Origin of the sequence: Ilumatobacter sp. (assembly GCF_046290335.1) — a bacterium.
Classification (GTDB): domain Bacteria; phylum Actinomycetota; class Acidimicrobiia; order Acidimicrobiales; family Ilumatobacteraceae; genus Ilumatobacter_A.
Genome location: NZ_JBKAGH010000001.1, coordinates 917,425 through 934,915 on the forward strand (window position 1 = coordinate 917,425; position 17,491 = coordinate 934,915).

The 17,491-nt window shown below is 66.8% G+C and carries 17 protein-coding genes; 3 read left to right on the forward strand and 14 right to left on the reverse strand.

Features of this window, described 5'->3' with window-relative positions; genetic code table 11:
- Positions 1-42: 42 nt before the first annotated feature.
- The 13 genes from ispG to ACE37B_RS04265 form a co-directional block, all read right to left on the reverse strand.
- Complete coding sequence (ispG, locus tag ACE37B_RS04205) at positions 43-1,263, reverse strand: flavodoxin-dependent (E)-4-hydroxy-3-methylbut-2-enyl-diphosphate synthase (protein WP_409922024.1); 1,221 nt, start codon at positions 1,261-1,263, stop codon at positions 43-45.
- A 77-nt stretch (positions 1,264-1,340) separates the two neighbouring features.
- Positions 1,341-2,681 carry a M50 family metallopeptidase gene (locus ACE37B_RS04210; protein ID WP_409922025.1) on the reverse strand — a complete coding sequence of 447 codons (1,341 nt, stop codon included), beginning with the start codon at positions 2,679-2,681 and terminating at the stop codon, positions 1,341-1,343.
- Positions 2,678-3,850: a 1-deoxy-D-xylulose-5-phosphate reductoisomerase gene (dxr, locus tag ACE37B_RS04215; protein WP_409922026.1), complete on the reverse strand. Its 1,173-nt coding sequence runs from the start codon at positions 3,848-3,850 to the stop codon at positions 2,678-2,680. Before dxr ends, ACE37B_RS04210 begins: the two co-directional genes overlap by 4 nt.
- A 112-nt stretch (positions 3,851-3,962) precedes the next feature.
- Positions 3,963-5,438, reverse strand: a complete 1,476-nt coding sequence (locus ACE37B_RS04220; protein WP_409922027.1) for a phosphatidate cytidylyltransferase — start codon at positions 5,436-5,438, stop codon at positions 3,963-3,965.
- A 102-nt stretch (positions 5,439-5,540) separates the two neighbouring features.
- Complete coding sequence (frr, locus tag ACE37B_RS04225; protein WP_409922028.1) at positions 5,541-6,098, reverse strand: ribosome recycling factor; 558 nt, start codon at positions 6,096-6,098, stop codon at positions 5,541-5,543.
- A 114-nt stretch (positions 6,099-6,212) separates the two neighbouring features.
- The gene (gene pyrH / locus ACE37B_RS04230; RefSeq protein WP_409922029.1) at positions 6,213-6,944 is read right to left on the reverse strand and encodes a UMP kinase; all 732 of its coding nucleotides are present in this window, start codon (positions 6,942-6,944) and stop codon (positions 6,213-6,215) included.
- A gap of 130 nt (positions 6,945-7,074) precedes the next feature.
- Entirely contained in the window at positions 7,075-7,863 is a 789-nt protein-coding gene (tsf, locus tag ACE37B_RS04235) for a translation elongation factor Ts (protein ID WP_409922030.1), read from the reverse strand.
- Positions 7,864-7,869: 6 nt separating this feature from the next.
- Complete coding sequence (gene rpsB / locus ACE37B_RS04240) at positions 7,870-8,856, reverse strand: 30S ribosomal protein S2 (protein WP_409922031.1); 987 nt, start codon at positions 8,854-8,856, stop codon at positions 7,870-7,872.
- 192 nt (positions 8,857-9,048) lie between these two features.
- The gene (locus ACE37B_RS04245) at positions 9,049-9,537 is read right to left on the reverse strand and encodes a murein hydrolase activator EnvC family protein (RefSeq protein WP_409922032.1); all 489 of its coding nucleotides are present in this window, start codon (positions 9,535-9,537) and stop codon (positions 9,049-9,051) included.
- 220 nt (positions 9,538-9,757) lie between these two features.
- Complete coding sequence (locus tag ACE37B_RS04250) at positions 9,758-10,519, reverse strand: FliA/WhiG family RNA polymerase sigma factor (RefSeq protein WP_409922033.1); 762 nt, start codon at positions 10,517-10,519, stop codon at positions 9,758-9,760.
- On the reverse strand, positions 10,516-11,388 hold the full coding sequence (locus tag ACE37B_RS04255) for a tyrosine-type recombinase/integrase (RefSeq protein WP_409922034.1): 873 nt from the start codon (positions 11,386-11,388) through the stop codon (positions 10,516-10,518). The genes ACE37B_RS04250 and ACE37B_RS04255 overlap by 4 nt, the downstream gene beginning before the upstream one ends.
- A gap of 171 nt (positions 11,389-11,559) precedes the next feature.
- Positions 11,560-12,684, reverse strand: a complete 1,125-nt coding sequence (dprA, locus tag ACE37B_RS04260; protein WP_409922035.1) for a DNA-processing protein DprA — start codon at positions 12,682-12,684, stop codon at positions 11,560-11,562.
- Positions 12,681-14,345 carry a YifB family Mg chelatase-like AAA ATPase gene (locus tag ACE37B_RS04265; RefSeq protein ID WP_409922036.1) on the reverse strand — a complete coding sequence of 555 codons (1,665 nt, stop codon included), beginning with the start codon at positions 14,343-14,345 and terminating at the stop codon, positions 12,681-12,683. Before ACE37B_RS04265 ends, dprA begins: the two co-directional genes overlap by 4 nt.
- 135 nt (positions 14,346-14,480) lie before the next feature.
- On the opposite strand from ACE37B_RS04265, the gene ACE37B_RS04270 reads away from it, so the two are divergent.
- Together ACE37B_RS04270 and ACE37B_RS04275 are read left to right on the forward strand one after the other, a co-directional pair.
- On the forward strand, positions 14,481-15,062 hold the full coding sequence (locus ACE37B_RS04270; RefSeq protein ID WP_409922037.1) for a Pycsar system effector family protein: 582 nt from the start codon (positions 14,481-14,483) through the stop codon (positions 15,060-15,062).
- Between the two features lie 37 nt (positions 15,063-15,099).
- Positions 15,100-15,528 carry a hypothetical protein gene (locus ACE37B_RS04275; RefSeq protein ID WP_409922038.1) on the forward strand — a complete coding sequence of 143 codons (429 nt, stop codon included), beginning with the start codon at positions 15,100-15,102 and terminating at the stop codon, positions 15,526-15,528.
- A 61-nt stretch (positions 15,529-15,589) separates the two neighbouring features.
- On the opposite strand, the gene ACE37B_RS04280 is transcribed toward ACE37B_RS04275, so the two are convergent.
- Entirely contained in the window at positions 15,590-16,186 is a 597-nt protein-coding gene (locus ACE37B_RS04280; protein ID WP_409922039.1) for an ATP-dependent Clp protease proteolytic subunit, read from the reverse strand.
- An 87-nt stretch (positions 16,187-16,273) separates the two neighbouring features.
- Between ACE37B_RS04280 and ACE37B_RS04285 the strand changes: the two genes are divergently transcribed.
- Positions 16,274-17,458: a hypothetical protein gene (locus ACE37B_RS04285; protein ID WP_409922040.1), complete on the forward strand. Its 1,185-nt coding sequence runs from the start codon at positions 16,274-16,276 to the stop codon at positions 17,456-17,458.
- Positions 17,459-17,491: the final 33 nt, after the last annotated feature.

Sequence of the window (17,491 nt, forward strand, 5' to 3'; positions counted from 1 at the left end):
CGGTTTGTGTCTGACACAAACCGTTACGCCCTGCGGGTGACGTCAGGCCTTCTTGCGGATCTCGACGATCTTCTCGTTTGCTGCGTTGGCGTCGTCACCCTGGTCGACGAGGAGTTTGGCACGGTCCTTTTCGGCCTCGCGGCGGGCCTTGTCGAGATCGGCGCGCTCGAGCGCAGCGTCGATGCCGTGCTCGTTGATGAACTCGGCCCACTCGACGAGTTGTTCGACCATCTCGTCTTCCGGCACGACCGCCACGTTCTGCCCCTTGATGAACAGGTGTCCTCGCTTGTTCCCGGCGGCGATGCCGATGTCGGCGTCGCGCGCCTCACCGGGGCCGTTGACGACGCAGCCCATGACGGCGACCTGCAGCGGGATCTTCCGGTCGCCGAACGCGGCCATCGCATCGTTGGCGACCTTGATGACATCGACCTCGGCGCGCCCACACGACGGACATGCGATCAAGTCGATGTTCTTGCGTTCCCGCAGCCCCAGCGCTTCGAGCAGTTGCCGACCGGCCTTGGCTTCCTCGACCGGATCAGCGGTCAAGGAGTAGCGGATCGTGTCGCCGATGCCCTCCATCAGCAGCGTGGCGATCCCCGCCGTGGCCTTGATCAGCCCCGCCGGGGGCGGACCCGCCTCGGTGACGCCGAGATGCAACGGATGATCGGTCACCTCCGACAAGGCCCGATACGACTCGACCATCAGCGGCACCGACGACGCCTTCACCGAGATCTTGATCAAGTCGAAGCCGACCTCGTCGAAGTAGCGCATCTCGGTCTGCGCCGACTCGACCATCGCTTCCGGGGTCGCTCCCCCGTACTTGTCGTACAGCTTCGGGTCGAGCGAGCCCGCATTGACGCCGATGCGGATCGGCAGGTTGCGATCCTTCGCTTCCCGAGCCACCGCCTTGATGTGCTCCGGCTTGCGGATGTTGCCCGGGTTGAGTCGCAGGCCATCGACACCGGCCTCCATGGCCGCCATCGCCATCTTGTACTGGTGATGGATGTCGGCGATGATCGGCACCGGCGAGCGCGGCACGATCTGAGCGAGCCCTTCGGCCGCCTCGATCTCGTTGCAGGTGCACCGCACGATGTCGGCCCCGGCGGCCGCGAGCGCGTAGATCTGCTGCAACGTGCCCTCGACGTCCGCGGTCTTGGTGATCGTCATGGACTGGACGGTGATCGGCGCGTCACCACCAACGGCAACATCCCCCACGGTGATCTGGCGGGTCGGCCGACGCTCAGCAGCGGAAATGACTTCCATGAGGCTCAGTCAATCACCAATCACCGAGCATCGCCGTGTGCAGCCGGCGCGGTGCGACGAGCAGAACGGCGCGGTGCTCAGAGCGGGTCGGTGATGTCGAGATACAGGGCGGCCGTGAACAGCCCCAAGAGGAGCACCATCACTCCCATGGCGAACGGCATCAAGCGTTCGACGTCCGCGAAGTAGCGCTGTCTGCCGCCTCGCATCGCTTCACGTACCCGCTCGTACACCGCGATGGCCGCGTGGCCACCGTCGAGCGGAAGCAACGGGAACATGTTGAACACGCCGACGAAGACGTTGAGGACCGCCAGCAACCACAAGACCCCGTAGATGCCCTCGATGTCACCGATGTCGTCGGCGACGCCGGTGACGCCGACGACGCTGGTCGGACGTGTCTGGAGATCCTCGTTGGTGCCTGCCAGGTGCGTGAAGATGTTGACCGGGTTCAGCGCGCGAACCACGCCCTGCACCGATTCCCACGACACCGGAACGATGTCGGTCACGGCGTTGTAGGCCGCAGCCGGGACTCCGTGCTGGGTGTAGATCCGCTCCTGACCGGACACGACTCCGAGGAGGGCGCGGCCCTCCGGCGTGGCACCGAGTCCGATGTCGAACGTCAGCGGTTCGCCGTCGCGCACCACGACGACTTCGACGAACTCCTGGGGCTCGAACGTGCCGATCACGTCGAACACGTCGCGGGTCTGGGCGACGTCGACACCGCCGACCGTGATGAACTCGTCACCGACACGAAGTCCCGCCTCCTGCGCCGGACCATTGACCGAGAGCGCGGCGATCGACACGCCGGGCTCGAAGGTATCCGTCCGCTCGCCCTGCCCGAGGTAGACCACGAACAACAGCAGCACCGCGATGATCATGTGCATGATCGAGCCGGCCGAGATCACCAGCAAACGGCGGGGGAAGCTCTTCTGCCGGTAGGTGCGGTCTTCGTCGCCAGGCTCGACGTCGTCCATCCGGTTCATGCCGACGATGCGGACGAACGCTCCGGCCGGAATCGCCCGAACTCCGTACTCGGTCTCGCCACGTCGGAAGCTCCACAGTCGCGGCCCGAAGAACAAGAAGAACTGCGTTGCCTTCATCCCGGTCCATTTCGCGGTGACGAAGTGTCCGACCTCGTGCAGGAAGATCGAGATCACGAGTCCGACCACGAACACGAACCACCAGATGTTGATCGTGGCAAGCCAGACGAACAGGGCAGCGATTCCCGCCATCGCGAGCGCACCCCGCCAGCCTCCGGCGAGTTCGTCGTCGCCGTTCTCGTTGACAGCACCGCCGGCCATCAGCTCGCTCTTCATCTTGTCGGAGCGCGACAAGCCCAACGGAGCAGGAAGCGGCGAACCGGGCGGCAGCGGTGGCGGGGAGCCGGGTTCGTTGCGGGGGGAGGTGAGTTGGTCGGTCATGTCGTTGTCAGGATCTCCGTCGCATACCGTCGCGCACTGCGATCGGCTTCGATGACTTCATCGACAGATTTTGGAATTTCTCCATCATGCATCTGCATGACCGCAACGCACACGTCAGGGATGGCATTCCACGGAACCCTTCCCGCGAGAAATCCGTCGACGGCGATCTCGTTCGCCGCGCTCAGCCAGGCCGGTGCCGAACCCCCGACACGACCCGCTTCGTACGCCAGATCGAGGCATCGGAACGTGGCACGGTCGGGCGGCTCGAAATCGAGTCGTGACAACGTGGTCCAGTCGATCGCCCCGAACGGCGTCGCCAGGCGGTGCGGATAGCCGAGCGCGTAGCCGATCGGGAGCTTCATGTCGGGCATCGAGAGCTGCGCCATCGTCGTGCCATCGGTGAACTCGACCATGGAGTGCACGATCGACTGGGGGTGCACCACCACGTCGATCTGGTCGTACGGCGTGCCGAACAGTTCGTGCGCTTCGATCACCTCGAGGCCCTTGTTCATCAGCGTGCTGGAGTCCACGGTGATCTTCGGACCCATCGCCCACGTCGGATGGGCCAACGCCGACTCGACGGTGACCTCGGACAACTCTGCGGCACTACGACCACGAAACGGGCCACCGCTCGCGGTCAACAGCAGCCGAGCGACTTCACGGCCCGCATCGAACGACGCTCGCAAGCACATGTGGAGCGCACAGTGCTCGCTGTCGACGGGCACCAACTCGGCACCAGGCGTCGCCCGCAGCGGCTGCACCACCGGGCCGGCGGCGATCAAGCTCTCCTTGTTCGCCAACGCGAGCCGCTTACCGGATCGGAGCGTCTCGACCGTGACGGCGAGACCGGCGAAGCCGACGACGCCGTTGACCACGACGTCGCTGCCGGCGACGAGGTCGGCCAGATCGGCCACGACCTCGGTCGGCGAGGAGCCGAGGGCTGCGGCCACCTTCGACCGTGCGGTCTCGTCGGCGACAGCGACGATCGGCGGTCTGAATTCATCGACCTGCGCGAGCAGCGTCTCGACCGACGCCGACGCGCCGAGCCCGACGATCTCGTAGCTGCCGGGGCGACGCTCGTTCTCGGCACGCACGACATCGAGCGTCTGCGTACCGATCGACCCGGTGCATCCTGCGATGGCAACTCGCTGCGTCATCCGCTCGCTCATCGGCCGCTCGCTCGACGCTCGTTCATCGGCGCAACCGCCGATCTTGCTGAGTCGGAATCCATGCGCGAGATCCCTGCGCGAGCCGTCGGGCTGGTCGTCACGACACGCCGTGTCAGGCCGGAGCGAACGGCTCGACGACGCGGAAGAGGTAGTACACCGCCGGCAGCGTGAACAAGAACCCGTCGAAGCGGTCGAGCACTCCCCCGTGACCGCGGATGATGGTGCCGAAGTCCTTGACGTCGAGGTTGCGCTTGAACATCGACTCGGTGAGATCCCCGAGCGGAGCGAAGATCGAGATCACGATGCCGAGCATCAGCAGGTGGCTCATCTCACTCCACGTGCTGCTGAGATCCTGCAGCCCGACGATGACCATCACGATGAGGGTGAGCACGGTGCCGCCGAGGAAGCCCTCGACCGACTTGGCCGGGCTGATCCATCCCCGCAGCGGGGTGCGCCCGAACGCACTCCCGACGAAGTACGCGCCGACGTCGTTGGCGACGACACCCACCGCGAGCAGGACCAGCGTGTCGGTGCCCCAGTCGGTACCGCCACCGAATCCGTTCGACCAATCGAGCAACATGCCTGCGTACGAGCCCATCATGCCGATCCACACCACGCCGAGCATGGTGATCGCCATGTTCGGCATCGGACCGGAATCGATCGATGTCGCACCGATGAAGCCGACGGAGCCGGCCATGAACGCGAACACGATCACGAGCGGCAAGCCGAGTTCGGCGAGCCAGTAGCCGGCGAGCGGCGCGGCGACGATCGCGACCACGCCGGGCGCAACCGCAGGTCGATATCCCTTCTCGGCGACGCGTCCGAAGTACTCGATGCCGGCCAGGCCGAGCGCGACCACCACGAAGATCAGCGAGCCGAGTGGGCCCACGAACATCGTGAGGCCGAGGAACACCGCTGCGAGCAGCAAGCCGCTGACGATGGCGACCGGAAGGTTGCGCTGATCGGATCCACCCGGAGCGCCGTTCGACGGCGGTCGCTGCTGGTTGCCGCCACGACGCGCCGGTTCGGGCCGACGCGGCATGCCGGACGGGTCGGTTCCGATCGTGATCCGAGCCGGTTCGCGAGGCGCGGCGGGAGCGTCGCCGACCCGAGTGGTGGAGACCGCAGCCGTCGCGGCCGCGGCCGCGGCCGCCGAGGCAGCAGATGCTGCGGCCACATCAGGCGTCACCTGCTCCTCGCTCGGGTCGTCCTCCCAGCTCAGCTCGCCGGTCGGATCGACGGGGAACTCGGCGACCGGCTTCGAAACGGTTCCCGACGGAGCGTCGACGCTGTCGCCCTCCTTCCACACGGGCGATTCCGACGTGAACGTCGACCAGACGTCGAGCTCATCGTCATGGCCGGTCTCGCGAGATGCCGATTCGATACGCGGCATGTCGCCTGTCGGCGGCTCGGTCCAGTGCGGCAACGGCCCGGTGCCGTCGTCGTCGAGGCTCAGCCCTGGCCCCGACGGGTCACCCGACACTCGCTCGTTGTCGCCCGATGCGGTGTTGGCGGGAGTGTCGGACACACCGCCAGAATCGTCACCGAACAGCGGGCCGCCGAACTCCTCGTCGTTGAATTCGTCCATCCGAGATTCGAATGGGCCGGGTCGACGGCCGTCGGGGGCGTCGTCGTGTCTCCAGATGTCGTCGCTCATAGTGCTTCTCCGCTTTCAGGTCTGAACGCTCGGTCAGACTTCCAGGAGTTCCTGTTCTTTGCGGCTCAGGGCCTGATCGATGTGATCGACGTGCTCGCTGGTCACCTTGTCCAGCTCTTTTTCAGCGCGTTCGAGGTCGTCGGCGGAAATCTCGCCGTCCTTCTCGAACGCTTCGAGCGTCTTGCGGGCATCGCGGCGAAGGTTGCGAATGGCGATCTTTCCGTCTTCGGCCATGTTCCGAGCGACCTTCACGTACTCCTTGCGGCGCTCCTCGGTGAGCTGCGGCAGCGACAGGCGAATCGAGATGCCGTCGTTGTTCGGATTGGCGCCGAGATCGCTGTCACGGATGGCCTTTTCGATCGACTCCAACGCACCCCGGTCGTGCGGCTTGATCAGCAACTGACGCGCCTCGGGCACCGAGATCGATGCGAGCTGCTGCAACGGCACCGGGGCACCGTAGTAATCGACCGTGATCCGCTCGACGAGCGCAGGGGACGCCCGGCCGGTGCGCACCGTGGAGAACTGCACCTGCGTGTGCTCGACGGCCTTGTCCATCTTCTCCATGGCCTCGAGCAGTGTGTCTTCGATCACGGTTCGCAGGCTAGCGGGTCAGGTCTGATCGACCCGGCACACCGTGTGTCCCGTCCCGATCGCCGCCAGGGCGCCACGCCATGCCTCGACCGCGACCGGCGTCGTTCGAGGCGGTCAACGCACCAGCGTGCCCTCGTTGCCACCTTGCACGATGCTCCGCAGAGAGCCAGGTTTCGACATGTCGAACACCACGATCGGAATGTCGTTGTCTCGGCAGAACGCGATGGCTGTCGCGTCCATCACCTTGAGATCCTTGGTCATCACTTCCATGTAGCTGACCTCGTCGTACTTCGTCGCTGCGGCATCCGTGCGGGGGTCGGCGCTGTAGACACCGTCGACGCCCGAATGGGTGCCCTTGATGAGGACTTCCGCCTCGATCTCCGCTGCTCGCAACGCGGCCGCCGTGTCGGTGGTGAAGAACGGATTGCCGGTGCCGGCGGCGAAGATGACGACGCGACCCTTCTCGAGGTGCCGGACCGCTCGACGGCGGATGTACGCCTCGGCGATTCGCGGCATCTCGATCGCCGACTGTACGCGGGTCTCCTGGCCCTGTCGTTCGAGCGCGTCCTGGAGTGCCAACGCGTTCATGACGGTGCCGAGCATGCCGATGTGGTCGGACTGCGTGGCGTCCATGCCCGTCAGTGAGCCCGTGCGGCCGCGCCAGAAATTGCCACCGCCGACCACGACTGCGACGTCGACACCGAGGTTCTGGCGAAGGTCGATGATCTCCTCGGCGGTCGCCTTCAATGTCGCACCGTCGAGTCCCGATCCGGATGCTCCCGCCAACGCCTCGCCGGATGGCTTGAAGACGATCCGCTTGTAGGCGGGGCGCGGTGTATCGGTCATGTACTCCTCCGAGTCTGAAGTTCGAGCCGGGAAACGGCCGTGGTGACCGTACACGACGACCCTCGACGCGCGTCAATGGCGACTCGCGCTGGTTCGTGTGGGCACGGGAGGCCCCGCACCGAACGCGTGATCAGCCGATCTCGACCTGCGCGAACGACACGATCGTCGCGCCGCCGATGAACTGCGCCACCGACTGCTTGTCGTCCTTCGCGTAGGGCTGGTCGAGCAGCGCGACGTCCTTGAAGAACCCCTCGATGCGGCCGTCGACGATCTTGGCGATCGCCTGCTCCGGCTTGCCCTCGTTACGGGTGATGGTCTCCAGCGTCTCGCGCTCGGCGGCCACCACATCAGCGGGAACGTCGTCACGGCTCAGGTACTTGGGGCGAGCGAAGGCGATGTGCACGGCGATGTCGTGCGCCAGTTCGGGCGAACCGCCGGCGACCTCGACGAGCACGCCGTTGACGCCGCGCCCACCCTGCATGTGCTGGTAGTGGCCGAGTTCGTTGCCCTCGGCTGCCTCGATGCGCTCCACGCGGCCGAGGCCGATGTTCTCCTTGAGCGTCACCTTGAGCTCTTCGAGTTCGGGGGTGCGCTCGGCAACGGCGTCGACGCTCTTGCTGGCCACGAGCGCTGCGAGTGCGTCGCCTTCGGCCTTGAACTGATCGGATCCGGCGACGAAGTCGGTCTCGCTCTTCAGTTCGACGATCGAACCGACGCTACCGTCGACGACCATCGACACGATGCCCTGGGACGCCTCGCGATCCTCACGCTTGGCGCTGGCGGCGAGGCCCTTCTCACGGAGCCACTTCTTGGCGGCTTCCATGTCGCCGTCGTTCTCCTGGAGTGCCTTCTTGCAATCCATCATCCCAGCGCCGGAGGACTCGCGGAGCGCCTTGACGTCTTGTGCGGTGAATGACATCGAACTTCAGCTTTCGGTTTCGGCGGGGGTGTCGGACGAATCGGCGGCAGCTTCGACCGCCGGGCCGGCGGCTTCGGCCGGGGCAGCTTCGACGGCAGTCGCGGCCTCGACGGCAGCATCTTGCGTCGCAGCATCTTCGGTCACCGGTGAGGCTTCGACCGGCGCGTCCTTGGCGGCGGCCAGTCGCGCATCGCGATCGGCCTGCGCCTGAGCAGCAGCATCACGCGCCGCGCGCTGCGCAGCTTCGAACGCGGCGACCTCTTCGGGGGTCTTTTCGACCACCGGCGCCGGGGCCGGGTTGCGCTTCTGTGCGATGTAGCGACCTTCGGCCACCGCGTCGGCGATCACGCGAGAGAACAGGCTGTTCGCGCGGATGGCATCGTCGTTGCCCGGGATCGGGTAGGTGACGACCTCGGGGTTCACGTTGGTGTCGACCACGGCCACGACCGGGATGCCGAGCTTCTGGGCTTCGGTGACGGCGATGTGCTCTTTGTTGGTGTCGAGCACGAAGATCGCGTCGGGAGCCTTCTTCAGGCTGCGCAGACCACCGAGGTTGCGCTGCAACTTGGTCAGGTCACGATCCAGGAGAAGCGCTTCTTTCTTGATCATGACGTCGAACTCGCCAGATGCCTTCATGCGCTCGTACTCGAGCATCTTCGAGACGCGCTTGGAGATGGTCTCGAAGTTGGTGAGCATGCCACCGAGCCAACGCTCGTTGACGTAGGGCATGCCGCACTTCTCGGCGTAGCTCTTCACCGGATCCTGCGCCTGCTTCTTCGTGCCGACGAACAAGATGGTGCCGCCGCCGGCGACCAGGTCACGCACGAAGGCGTAGGCGGTGTCGACTCGAGTCAGCGTCTGCTGCAGGTCGATGATGTAGATGCCGTTGCGCTCGCCGAAGATGAAGCGCTTCATCTTCGGGTTCCAACGGCGGGTCTGGTGTCCGAAGTGGGCACCGGCGTCGAGCATTTGACGCATCGAGATGACGGCCATGAGTGATTCTCCAGTGTGCGGTTGCTCCCGACGACAGGCGCCTCGTTCGAAGCGACCGCGAATGGTCGGCGGGACAGGGTGATGATGACGACGAACCGGTCGATTCGCCAATCGTCCAGGCTATCGGCGCCGCTGGCCGCGCACTACCGCTGCTGCCCAGACGCTCCGGCACCGTCGTCGTCGGCACCGTCGTCACCGGCACCGTACGGTCGTCGACCTCGTCGGCCTCGGTGCCGTTGCGTCGGTCGGCACCAGGCGAGGCTCGCCGACGAGCCGACCGAGGAACGGCGCCGGGTCGACGTAGTGCTCCCCGACCCGCACACCGAAGAACACGAGGCCACTCGCCGAACCGATTCGTACCCCGGCGACCACGCGATCCCCCGCCGACAGCGATGACGAGTCGAGTCGACCATAGGTGGTTCGCCAACCGCCACCGACGTCGACGACCACGTACCTCGTGCCCGCCACCAAGCCAGCGAACGTGACCGATCCCGACGCGACGGAACGTACGACCGTCGCGTCGCGCACCCGGTACTCGATGCCCCGATTGCCCGCGCAGAACGGACACGGCGGTGATCGAAACGGATCGGCGACCTTGCCGACGACCGGCGGGAGCCAACACCGCGACGCGCTCACCACGTCGGCCGGGACGGCGAGCAGCAGCGCCGCCGCGAGCAGCACGCCGCCAAGCCATCGAACGGGTCGCGCTCGGGAACGGGCGGACGGGCAAACGGATGTCGGCTGCGTCGTCAACGTCGACCTCCACGAGACTCCACGCCCCAGCAAGAGCGAGGCGTTCTTCGGTGGGAGGGCACCACGGTGCCGATGGAGGCCGGCGGCTGCGGTCGGCGGCGCGACTCGCAGCGAGGTGCGGCGTACGGCGCCGCGTCGTGGGCCCGGCTCAGCCGACGCCGGCAGCGGCCAGCCGCGAACGCAGGTGCAGCACCGACTTGGTGTGGATCTGCGACACGCGGCTCTCCGTCACTCCGAGCACCTGGCCGATCTCGGCGAGCGTGAGGCCCTCGTCGTAGTACAGCGACAGCACGAGTTTCTCCCGCTCGGGCAACCGCTTGATCTCCGTGCGCATCAACATGCTGAGCTCGCGGTCCTCCACCACAGCGGACGGTGAATGATGAGCGGCATCGTCGGCCGATGCCGGCTCGGCTCCGGCGGCGATCGCTCGGTCGAGCGGACCGATCGTCGTGCTGGCGATCGACGACAACCACTTCGCGAGTTCTTTCTCGGTGATGCGAAGTTGTTCGGCGAGTTCTTCGTCGCTCGGCGCGCGACCCAACTTGTGTTCGAGTTCGGAGAACGCCCGCTCGACATCGCGCGCCCGACTGCGCACCGAGCGCGGCACCCAATCGAGTTGGCGCAGTCCGTCGTAGATGGCGCCACGAATACGCGGCACCGCGAACGTCTCGAACTTGACCCCGCGGTCGGGTTCGAAGCGATCGATCGCGTCCATCAAGCCGAACACGCCCGAGCCGATGAGGTCGCCGACATCGACGCTCGACGGCAACCCCGCACCGACACGACCGGCTACGAACTTGACGAGTGGCGAGTAATGCACGATCAAGTGATCTCGCGCCGCGGTGTTCTTGCGCTTCAACCACCGATTCCACTGCATCTGCAGGTCGGCGTCTTCGGGAACGATGCTCATGCTCTGGGGTGTGCCTCGCGATAGGCGGCCGAAAGGCGCTCTCGACTGACGTGAGTGTAACGCTGGGTGGTCGCCACATCGGAGTGGCCAAGCAGTTCCTGCACGGCACGCAGATCGGCTCCCCCATCGAGGAGGTGGGTGGCGAAGCTGTGGCGCAAAGCGTGGGGGTGAGTCGGTACCGTCGAGCGTCGGTCGACGATGCGACGAACGTCACGCGGCGTGAGGGCACGCCCGCGTTCGTTGGCGAACAACACGTCACCGCTGTCGGGAGCGACTGCGTCGTGACGAACCGCCAGCCAAGCGCGCAACGCAGCAACGGCCGGTTCGCTGAGCGGGACTCGACGCTCTTTGGAGCCCTTCCCCCACACTGTCGCTGCGCGATGATCGAGCGCCACGGCCGAAACGGTGAGACCGCACAATTCACCGACACGCAACCCGGATCCGTAGAGCACCTCGAGCACGGCGTCGTCGCGTCGACGACGCCACACCGGTTCATCGTCGACATCGGGGGCCCCGAACATCGCCGCCAACTCGCGTCCGTCGAGCACTCGAGGCAGCCGCCCCTCCCCAGCCGACACCGAGACGCCAGCCGTCGGGTCGGAGGTGGCGTATCCGTTGCTGACCAGCCAGCGGCTGTAGCGGCGAATCGACGCGGTCTTGCGGGCGATGGTCCGCCGTGCGAACCCACGGGTCGTCAAGAAGGCGAGATACCGCCGGATCGTGGGTCGTGTCAGCGACGCCGGATCGAGGATCTCGCTGCGGTCGCACCACTCGGCGAACGATCGGAGATCGGACGTGTAACTGGTCACCGTGTTCTCCGACAACGACGTGAGCGCGTCGGCGAACTGGTCGATCCGCCACAGGTCCATGAGAGCGATGGTAGGAGCACGACCGCAGCGATGGGGGGATGGAGCCCATCGTCGTGCTCGAATTCACGCGAGGACCCGATCGGCGGCGGGATCCGTGGCTGGATCGGTGGCTGGATCGGTGGCTGGATCGGCGGCTGGATCGGTGGCTGGATCGGCGGCTCTGGCGGTGATTCAACACAGATCGCCCCATTCGTCGAGTGCTTCGAACCATCCTCCGGTTTCGCACACCCATCCGCTTCGTTCGAGCCGCGCAAGGGCGAGCGCGGCCTCGGCCAGTGACCAGTCGCCGCGCAGCGCGACCGACTCCACGGTTTGCGGGGTCCGCCGACATGCAGCGAGCGCCTCGGCCTCCACGCCTCGTGGCAGCGGTCGAGCGTCGTAGCGCCGTCGCCCCGCTCGCCGGCCGTCCAGCCCGAGGGCCACGAGCACGACCGTCGGATCGGTGGCGATGGCAGCTCCGTCTCCGATCAGCTGATTGGTGCCGATCGATGACCTCGACGACACGTCGCCCGGCACGGCGTACACGTCGACTCCGCGCTCTGCCGCCAACTGCGCGGTGATGAGGCTGCCACCGCGCTCTCGGCTCTCCACGACGACCACGACTTCCGACAGCGCCGCCAGAATCCGATTTCGCTGAGGAAACCGAAAGGCATCGGGCGGGGTACCGGGCGGCCATTCCGACACGACGGCGCCGCGATCTGCGACCTCGCGCCAGAGTTGCTCGTGTCGCTTCGGGTACGGCTGGTCGTGCCCGTTCGCAACGATCGCGACCGTCGAGCCGTCATCGGCGAGGAGCGCTCCGCGGTGCGCGGAACCGTCGATGCCCTTGGCCAGCCCCGAGACGACGGCGACTCCTGCCGCAGCGAGATCGTGCCCGAATCGGGCCGCGGTCTGCAAGCCGCGCTGGGTCGGGTTGCGCGTGCCGACGATCCCGACGCGGCGCCGATCGAGCGCGCACAGGTCACCCTGCACGAACAAGACCGCGGGACGCTGCGGATCACCGGCGAGCGCCGCGGGGAACGAGGGATCATCCGGCAGCACGACGCTGACGCCGAGTTCGCGACACTGCTGCGCCACGTCGTCCGGCTGGTGGCGCGACGCCGAGGTACTCCAGCGTTGTCGTAGCTCTGGGGCCCGCTCGAACATGGCGGCGATCGCACCCGTCGGTGCAGCGTCGCCGACGGCGAGCGCGTACGCGTCGGCGGCGGATCGACCGCGCAGCAGCGAGTTGAGCCGAGCCGTGGTCATGTGGTCGAGGCCAGCCAACGCAGCAACGTACGCCCACGGTTCGGTCATGCCACCGACCTCCGCTCCCGGTCGGAGCGCAGCGACATCCGCATCCCCAACGCCAACGCCAACGTCGCCTCGCCGATCACCCCGCCAGCCGCCTCCCCGGTGTAGGCGGACGGGTCGGCGGACGGATCGGTGGGAAGGTGAGCGGAGAGGTCGGCGATCGTCCGGGCGACGCGGCGCACTCGGTGATACCCGCGACCACTCAGGCGGTCGGACTCGACTTCGTCGCGGAGCAGCTGTCGAGCGGCGTCGTCGAGCGGTGCCATCTCGTCGAGCAACCGTGGTGGGAGCTGCGCGTTGAGACAGCCCTGCCGATCGATCGATCGCCGCCGAGCGGCGGCGACGCGCTCGGCGATCGCCGCGGTGGACTCCCCCACCTCGGTCGACAACAGGTCGTCGACGGCGGGACGCGTGACTCGCACCCGCAGATCGAACCGGTCGAGCAGCGCACCGGAGACACGCTGCAGGTACTTGGCGGTTCGAGCCTCCCCGCACTCGCACGAGCCGGGCGCGCCGCCTCCGCACGGGCACGGATTCATCGCGGCAACGAGTTGGAAATGTGCGGGCATCACCGCGCTCACCGCCGCTCGCGCCACGTGCACCGATCCGTCTTCGAGCGGTTGCCGCAGCGTCTCGATGACGCTCGGTGCGAACTCCGGCAGTTCGTCGAGGAACAAGACCCCACCCGTCGCGATGCTGATCTCACCGGGACGCAGACTGTGCGAGCCGCCCCCGATGATCGAGATCTGCGAACTGGTGTGGTGGGGCGCCCGGAACGGAGGGCGCGTGACGAGACCCGACGGCGGGAGGGCGACACCGGCCGCCGAGTGCACCATCGTCGTCTCCAAAGCCTGGTCGATCTCGAGATCGGGCAGCAGGCCCGGCAGACGCGACGCGAGCATCGTCTTGCCAGCCCCCGGCGGGCCGACGAAGAGCAGATGATGCCCACCAGCTGCGGCCAACTCGAGCGCTCGGCGCGCCATCGGCTGTCCGCGAACCTCCGACATGTCAGGCTCCGACGCTGCCAAGACGACGGCTGGCGGCGGATCGTGGTCGGGCCACGGAGCGTCGTGTTCGAGGGTGGCGCGGAGTTCCGCGAGGTGCGCGACCGGACGCACTCGGCCTCGTGCGGCGACCTCGGCCTCGGGAGCGCTGGCGACCGGCACGACCAGATCGAGGTCGCCGAGCACACCGGCCATCGGTGCCACACCGGCGATGGCGCGCAACGACCCGTCGAGACCGAGCTCGCCGAGGAAAGCGAGCCCGCGCAGCGATTCGGACGGAATGTGACCGTCGGCGACGAGCACGCCGACGGCGATCGCGAGATCGAGTCCGGAGCCCGACTTTCGCTGCTGCGACGGCGCGAGGTTGACGATGACCTTGCTCTCGGGAAACTGCACTCCGGCGGCGACCACCGCGGCGCGCACTCGATCACGGGCCTCGCGCACCGTCGCGTCGGGCAGGCCGACGATGTGGAATCCGGGGAGGCCGTCACCGACGTACACCTCGACGGTGACCGCATGCCCTTCGGCGCCGAAGAGCACGGCAGAGGAAATGGAAGCGAACACGTGCTCCTCCTGTCGTTTGCCGTCACCGTCGACGTCGACGGTGACCGGCTGCTGTGCGGCCAGGCCGCTCGGAACGAGGAGGGGTGGATCGCGCACCCGACGACACGGCCGCACCACGACGGCAACGCCACGCTAGGGCCGATCCACCCGACCGCGGACACTCGCGCGGACGCCCACCGTCGTCTGTCGTCGACCCCTTGCTGCGGACGGCGTGCGCGGTATCTTGACGCGATGCCGGGCGACGACACAGCCACTTCCCTTCATCGCTCCGCGGATCCGATCACCGGCCCCGAACTCGACCCGATCGCCAGCGCCGACATCGAGCCTCGCTCGTCGGTCGACTACGCGTTCCGCAGCCTCCACCAGAGCCTGATCCAGCTCAGCGGCATGGCGGATCAGAAGGCCAACATCGTTCTCGGTGCCTCGCTCATCATGATCACCATCATCGTCGGCATCGCGTCGAGCAGCGGTATCACGGCGAGCCTGGGTGTGCTCGGTGCGTTCGCCGTCGCCTCGTCGGTCTGCGCGCTCCTCGCGGTGATGCCCTCGACCGGCGCCAACCCTCATCGCCGACTCAACCCCTTCTACTTCGGCGACATCGCCTACCTCGACGAAGACGAGTATCGACATCTCGCCGAGGTGGCGATGCGCGACGACGGCGCGCTCTACAGCGAGATGCTGCGCGACATCGGCCAACAAGCTCGCGTGCTCCAGCACTCCAAATTCCGCTACCTCCGCTGGTCGTACGGGTTGTTCATCGTCGGCCTGCTCGCCACCAGTGTCGCCGTCGCCGTCGAGTGGATCGTCGACTGACACCGCACTCGTCTCGTCGGCTGCGATGATCGGGGTCATGATCCGACCGATCACGATCCGCCGGGCGCGCACCGCATCCGCGGCCGTTGCCGCGGTTGGGCTCCTGGCAGCATGTGGCGGCGACAGCGGTGGCAGCGCCGAGCGATTCTGCGGAGAGATCGACGTCAATCGCGCCGCCCTGACGAGTCCGGATCTGCGCTTCACCGACGACGTCGAGGAGTTGCTCGTGTTGTACCGGTCGATCGGCGAACTCGCCCCGCTAGCGATCGAAGAGGAATGGAGTCAGCTGATCGTCAACTACGAAACGGCGAGCACGGTGGTTCCCGGCGATCCGGCGTCGATGCAACTGGTCGTCGTGACGGCGCTCGAGTCCGAGGCCGCCGCCGCTCGCGTCGGCGAGTGGCTCATGCAGAACTGCGGAGTCGACCTCGGTCCACTCGCAACGCTCGTCGACCACAGCTCCTGATCGCAGCGACGCTCCCGCAGGGCGAGAGACGACAACGATCGGCAGCGCCCAGGTGCCTACGTCAGACGATCTCGCCGCGACGCAGAATGACCGAGTCGCACAAGCCGTACTCCTTGGCCTCCTCGGCGGTGAACCAACGGTCACGCTCGGAGTCGGCCTGGATCTGCTCGTACTCCTTGCCGGAGTGGAACGCGATCAGCTCGGCCATACGCCGCTTGGTGTAGCGGAGCTGCTCGGCCTGGATGGCGATATCCGACGCTTGACCGCGCAGCCCGGCGAGCGGCTGATGCATCATCACGCGAGCGTTGGGCAACACGTAGCGCTTGCCGGCGGCGCCAGCGGTGAGCAGGAACTGACCCATCGACGCAGCGAGGCCGAGACACACCGTCGCGACGTCGCAGCCGACGAACTGCATCGTGTCGTAGATCGCCATGCCCGCCGTGACCGAGCCACCCGGGCTGTTGATGTACAGCCAGATGTCGGCGTTGGGATCTTCGCCCTCGAGATAGAGGAGTTGCGCACAGATCTGGTTGGCGATGTCGTCGTTCACGTCGGAGCCGAGCATCACGACGCGGTTCTTCAGCAAGCGGTCGAACACCGCAGACCTCGGGTCGAAACCGGCTTCGAGAGCTTGAGGGAAGGTCGAGTCGCCTGACATGTCCGTCATGCTATCGGTACCGCCTCTGACCACGGTCGTGACGAGCGCCGTCCCCAATGCGGCGGCGAGCGGCTACGGTTCGCAACGATGTCCGTGACTGCGATCTTCCTGCCTGACCGCATTTCCGCTGCGCCGGGCGAAACAGCGGCGCTGACGCTGCAGCTTCGCAATCCCACCGATGGCGAACGGGTCGTCAAGTTGCGTGCCGGGGGTGGGCTCGCCGAGCAGACGGTGTTGCAGACCGAGACCATCTACCTCGACCCCAACGAACAGTTCGAGGTCCCGGTGATCGTCGATGCCAACAGCAACCTCCCGGCCGGGCTGCACAGCTGTGTGATCGAGATCGACGACGGCGGGCAGACGTCGAACGCTGCGGCAACCGTCGAGATCATCGAGACCGCCGCGTACGCAGCGCGACTCGAGCCGCCGACATCGCGCTCGGCGGCAGCGGGACGCCACAAGATCGCCATCGAGAACGGCGGCAACGTGACGCTGATGGTCGAACTCGACGTCACGACGTCCGACGACGTCGCAGCCGAACTCGCCGCGCCTGCCGTGACGATCGAACCCGGCAAGACCGCGAAGGTCGAACTCCGGATCGCGCCGCGGGTCAAGTACTGGAACGGCACCGATCAGGAGCATCCGTTCACGATCGGCGTGAGCGGCAGCAACGGCGAGTCCGCCGTGCTCGACGGCGCATACGTGCAGGGGCCGCGGGTGCGCCCCTGGTTCCTGCCCGCGCTCGCGGGCATGGCAGGATCGTTCCTGCTGTTCGTGTTGGCCTGGTTCCTCGTGCTGCAGCCCCGCATCGAGACGATCGCCGACGATCGGGCCGCGGCCCTCGACGAGGCTCAGTCCACCGAGTTGCAGACCCAGGTCGACGCCATCGAAGCAGCTGCCGCCGAAGCTGCCGAACTCCCGTTGGGCGAGCCCGTCGACCTCCGCCTCGAGGTCACCTCCGGTGCCGCCGCATCGCAGACCACCTCGTTCGTCTTCGACGAGCAGGGCAACAACCGGGTGCTGTCGATCACCGACATCATCTTCCAGAACCCGACCGGCGCGATCGGTACCGTCGAATTGCTGCGAGACGACCAGATCCTCCAGCAGTCGAACATGGCGAACTTCCGCGACCTCGACTTCCACCTGGTGGCCCCGTTCCGAGTCAACAGTCGCAGTGAGATCTCGCTGCGCGTCGCGTGCGAAACCCCCGGCCCGGGCACCGACCAGTGTGTCGTCGCGGCGACCATTCTCGGCTTCGTCGACGACAACTGACGCGCCGGTTCGTTCGACAGCGAGGCCGTTCGC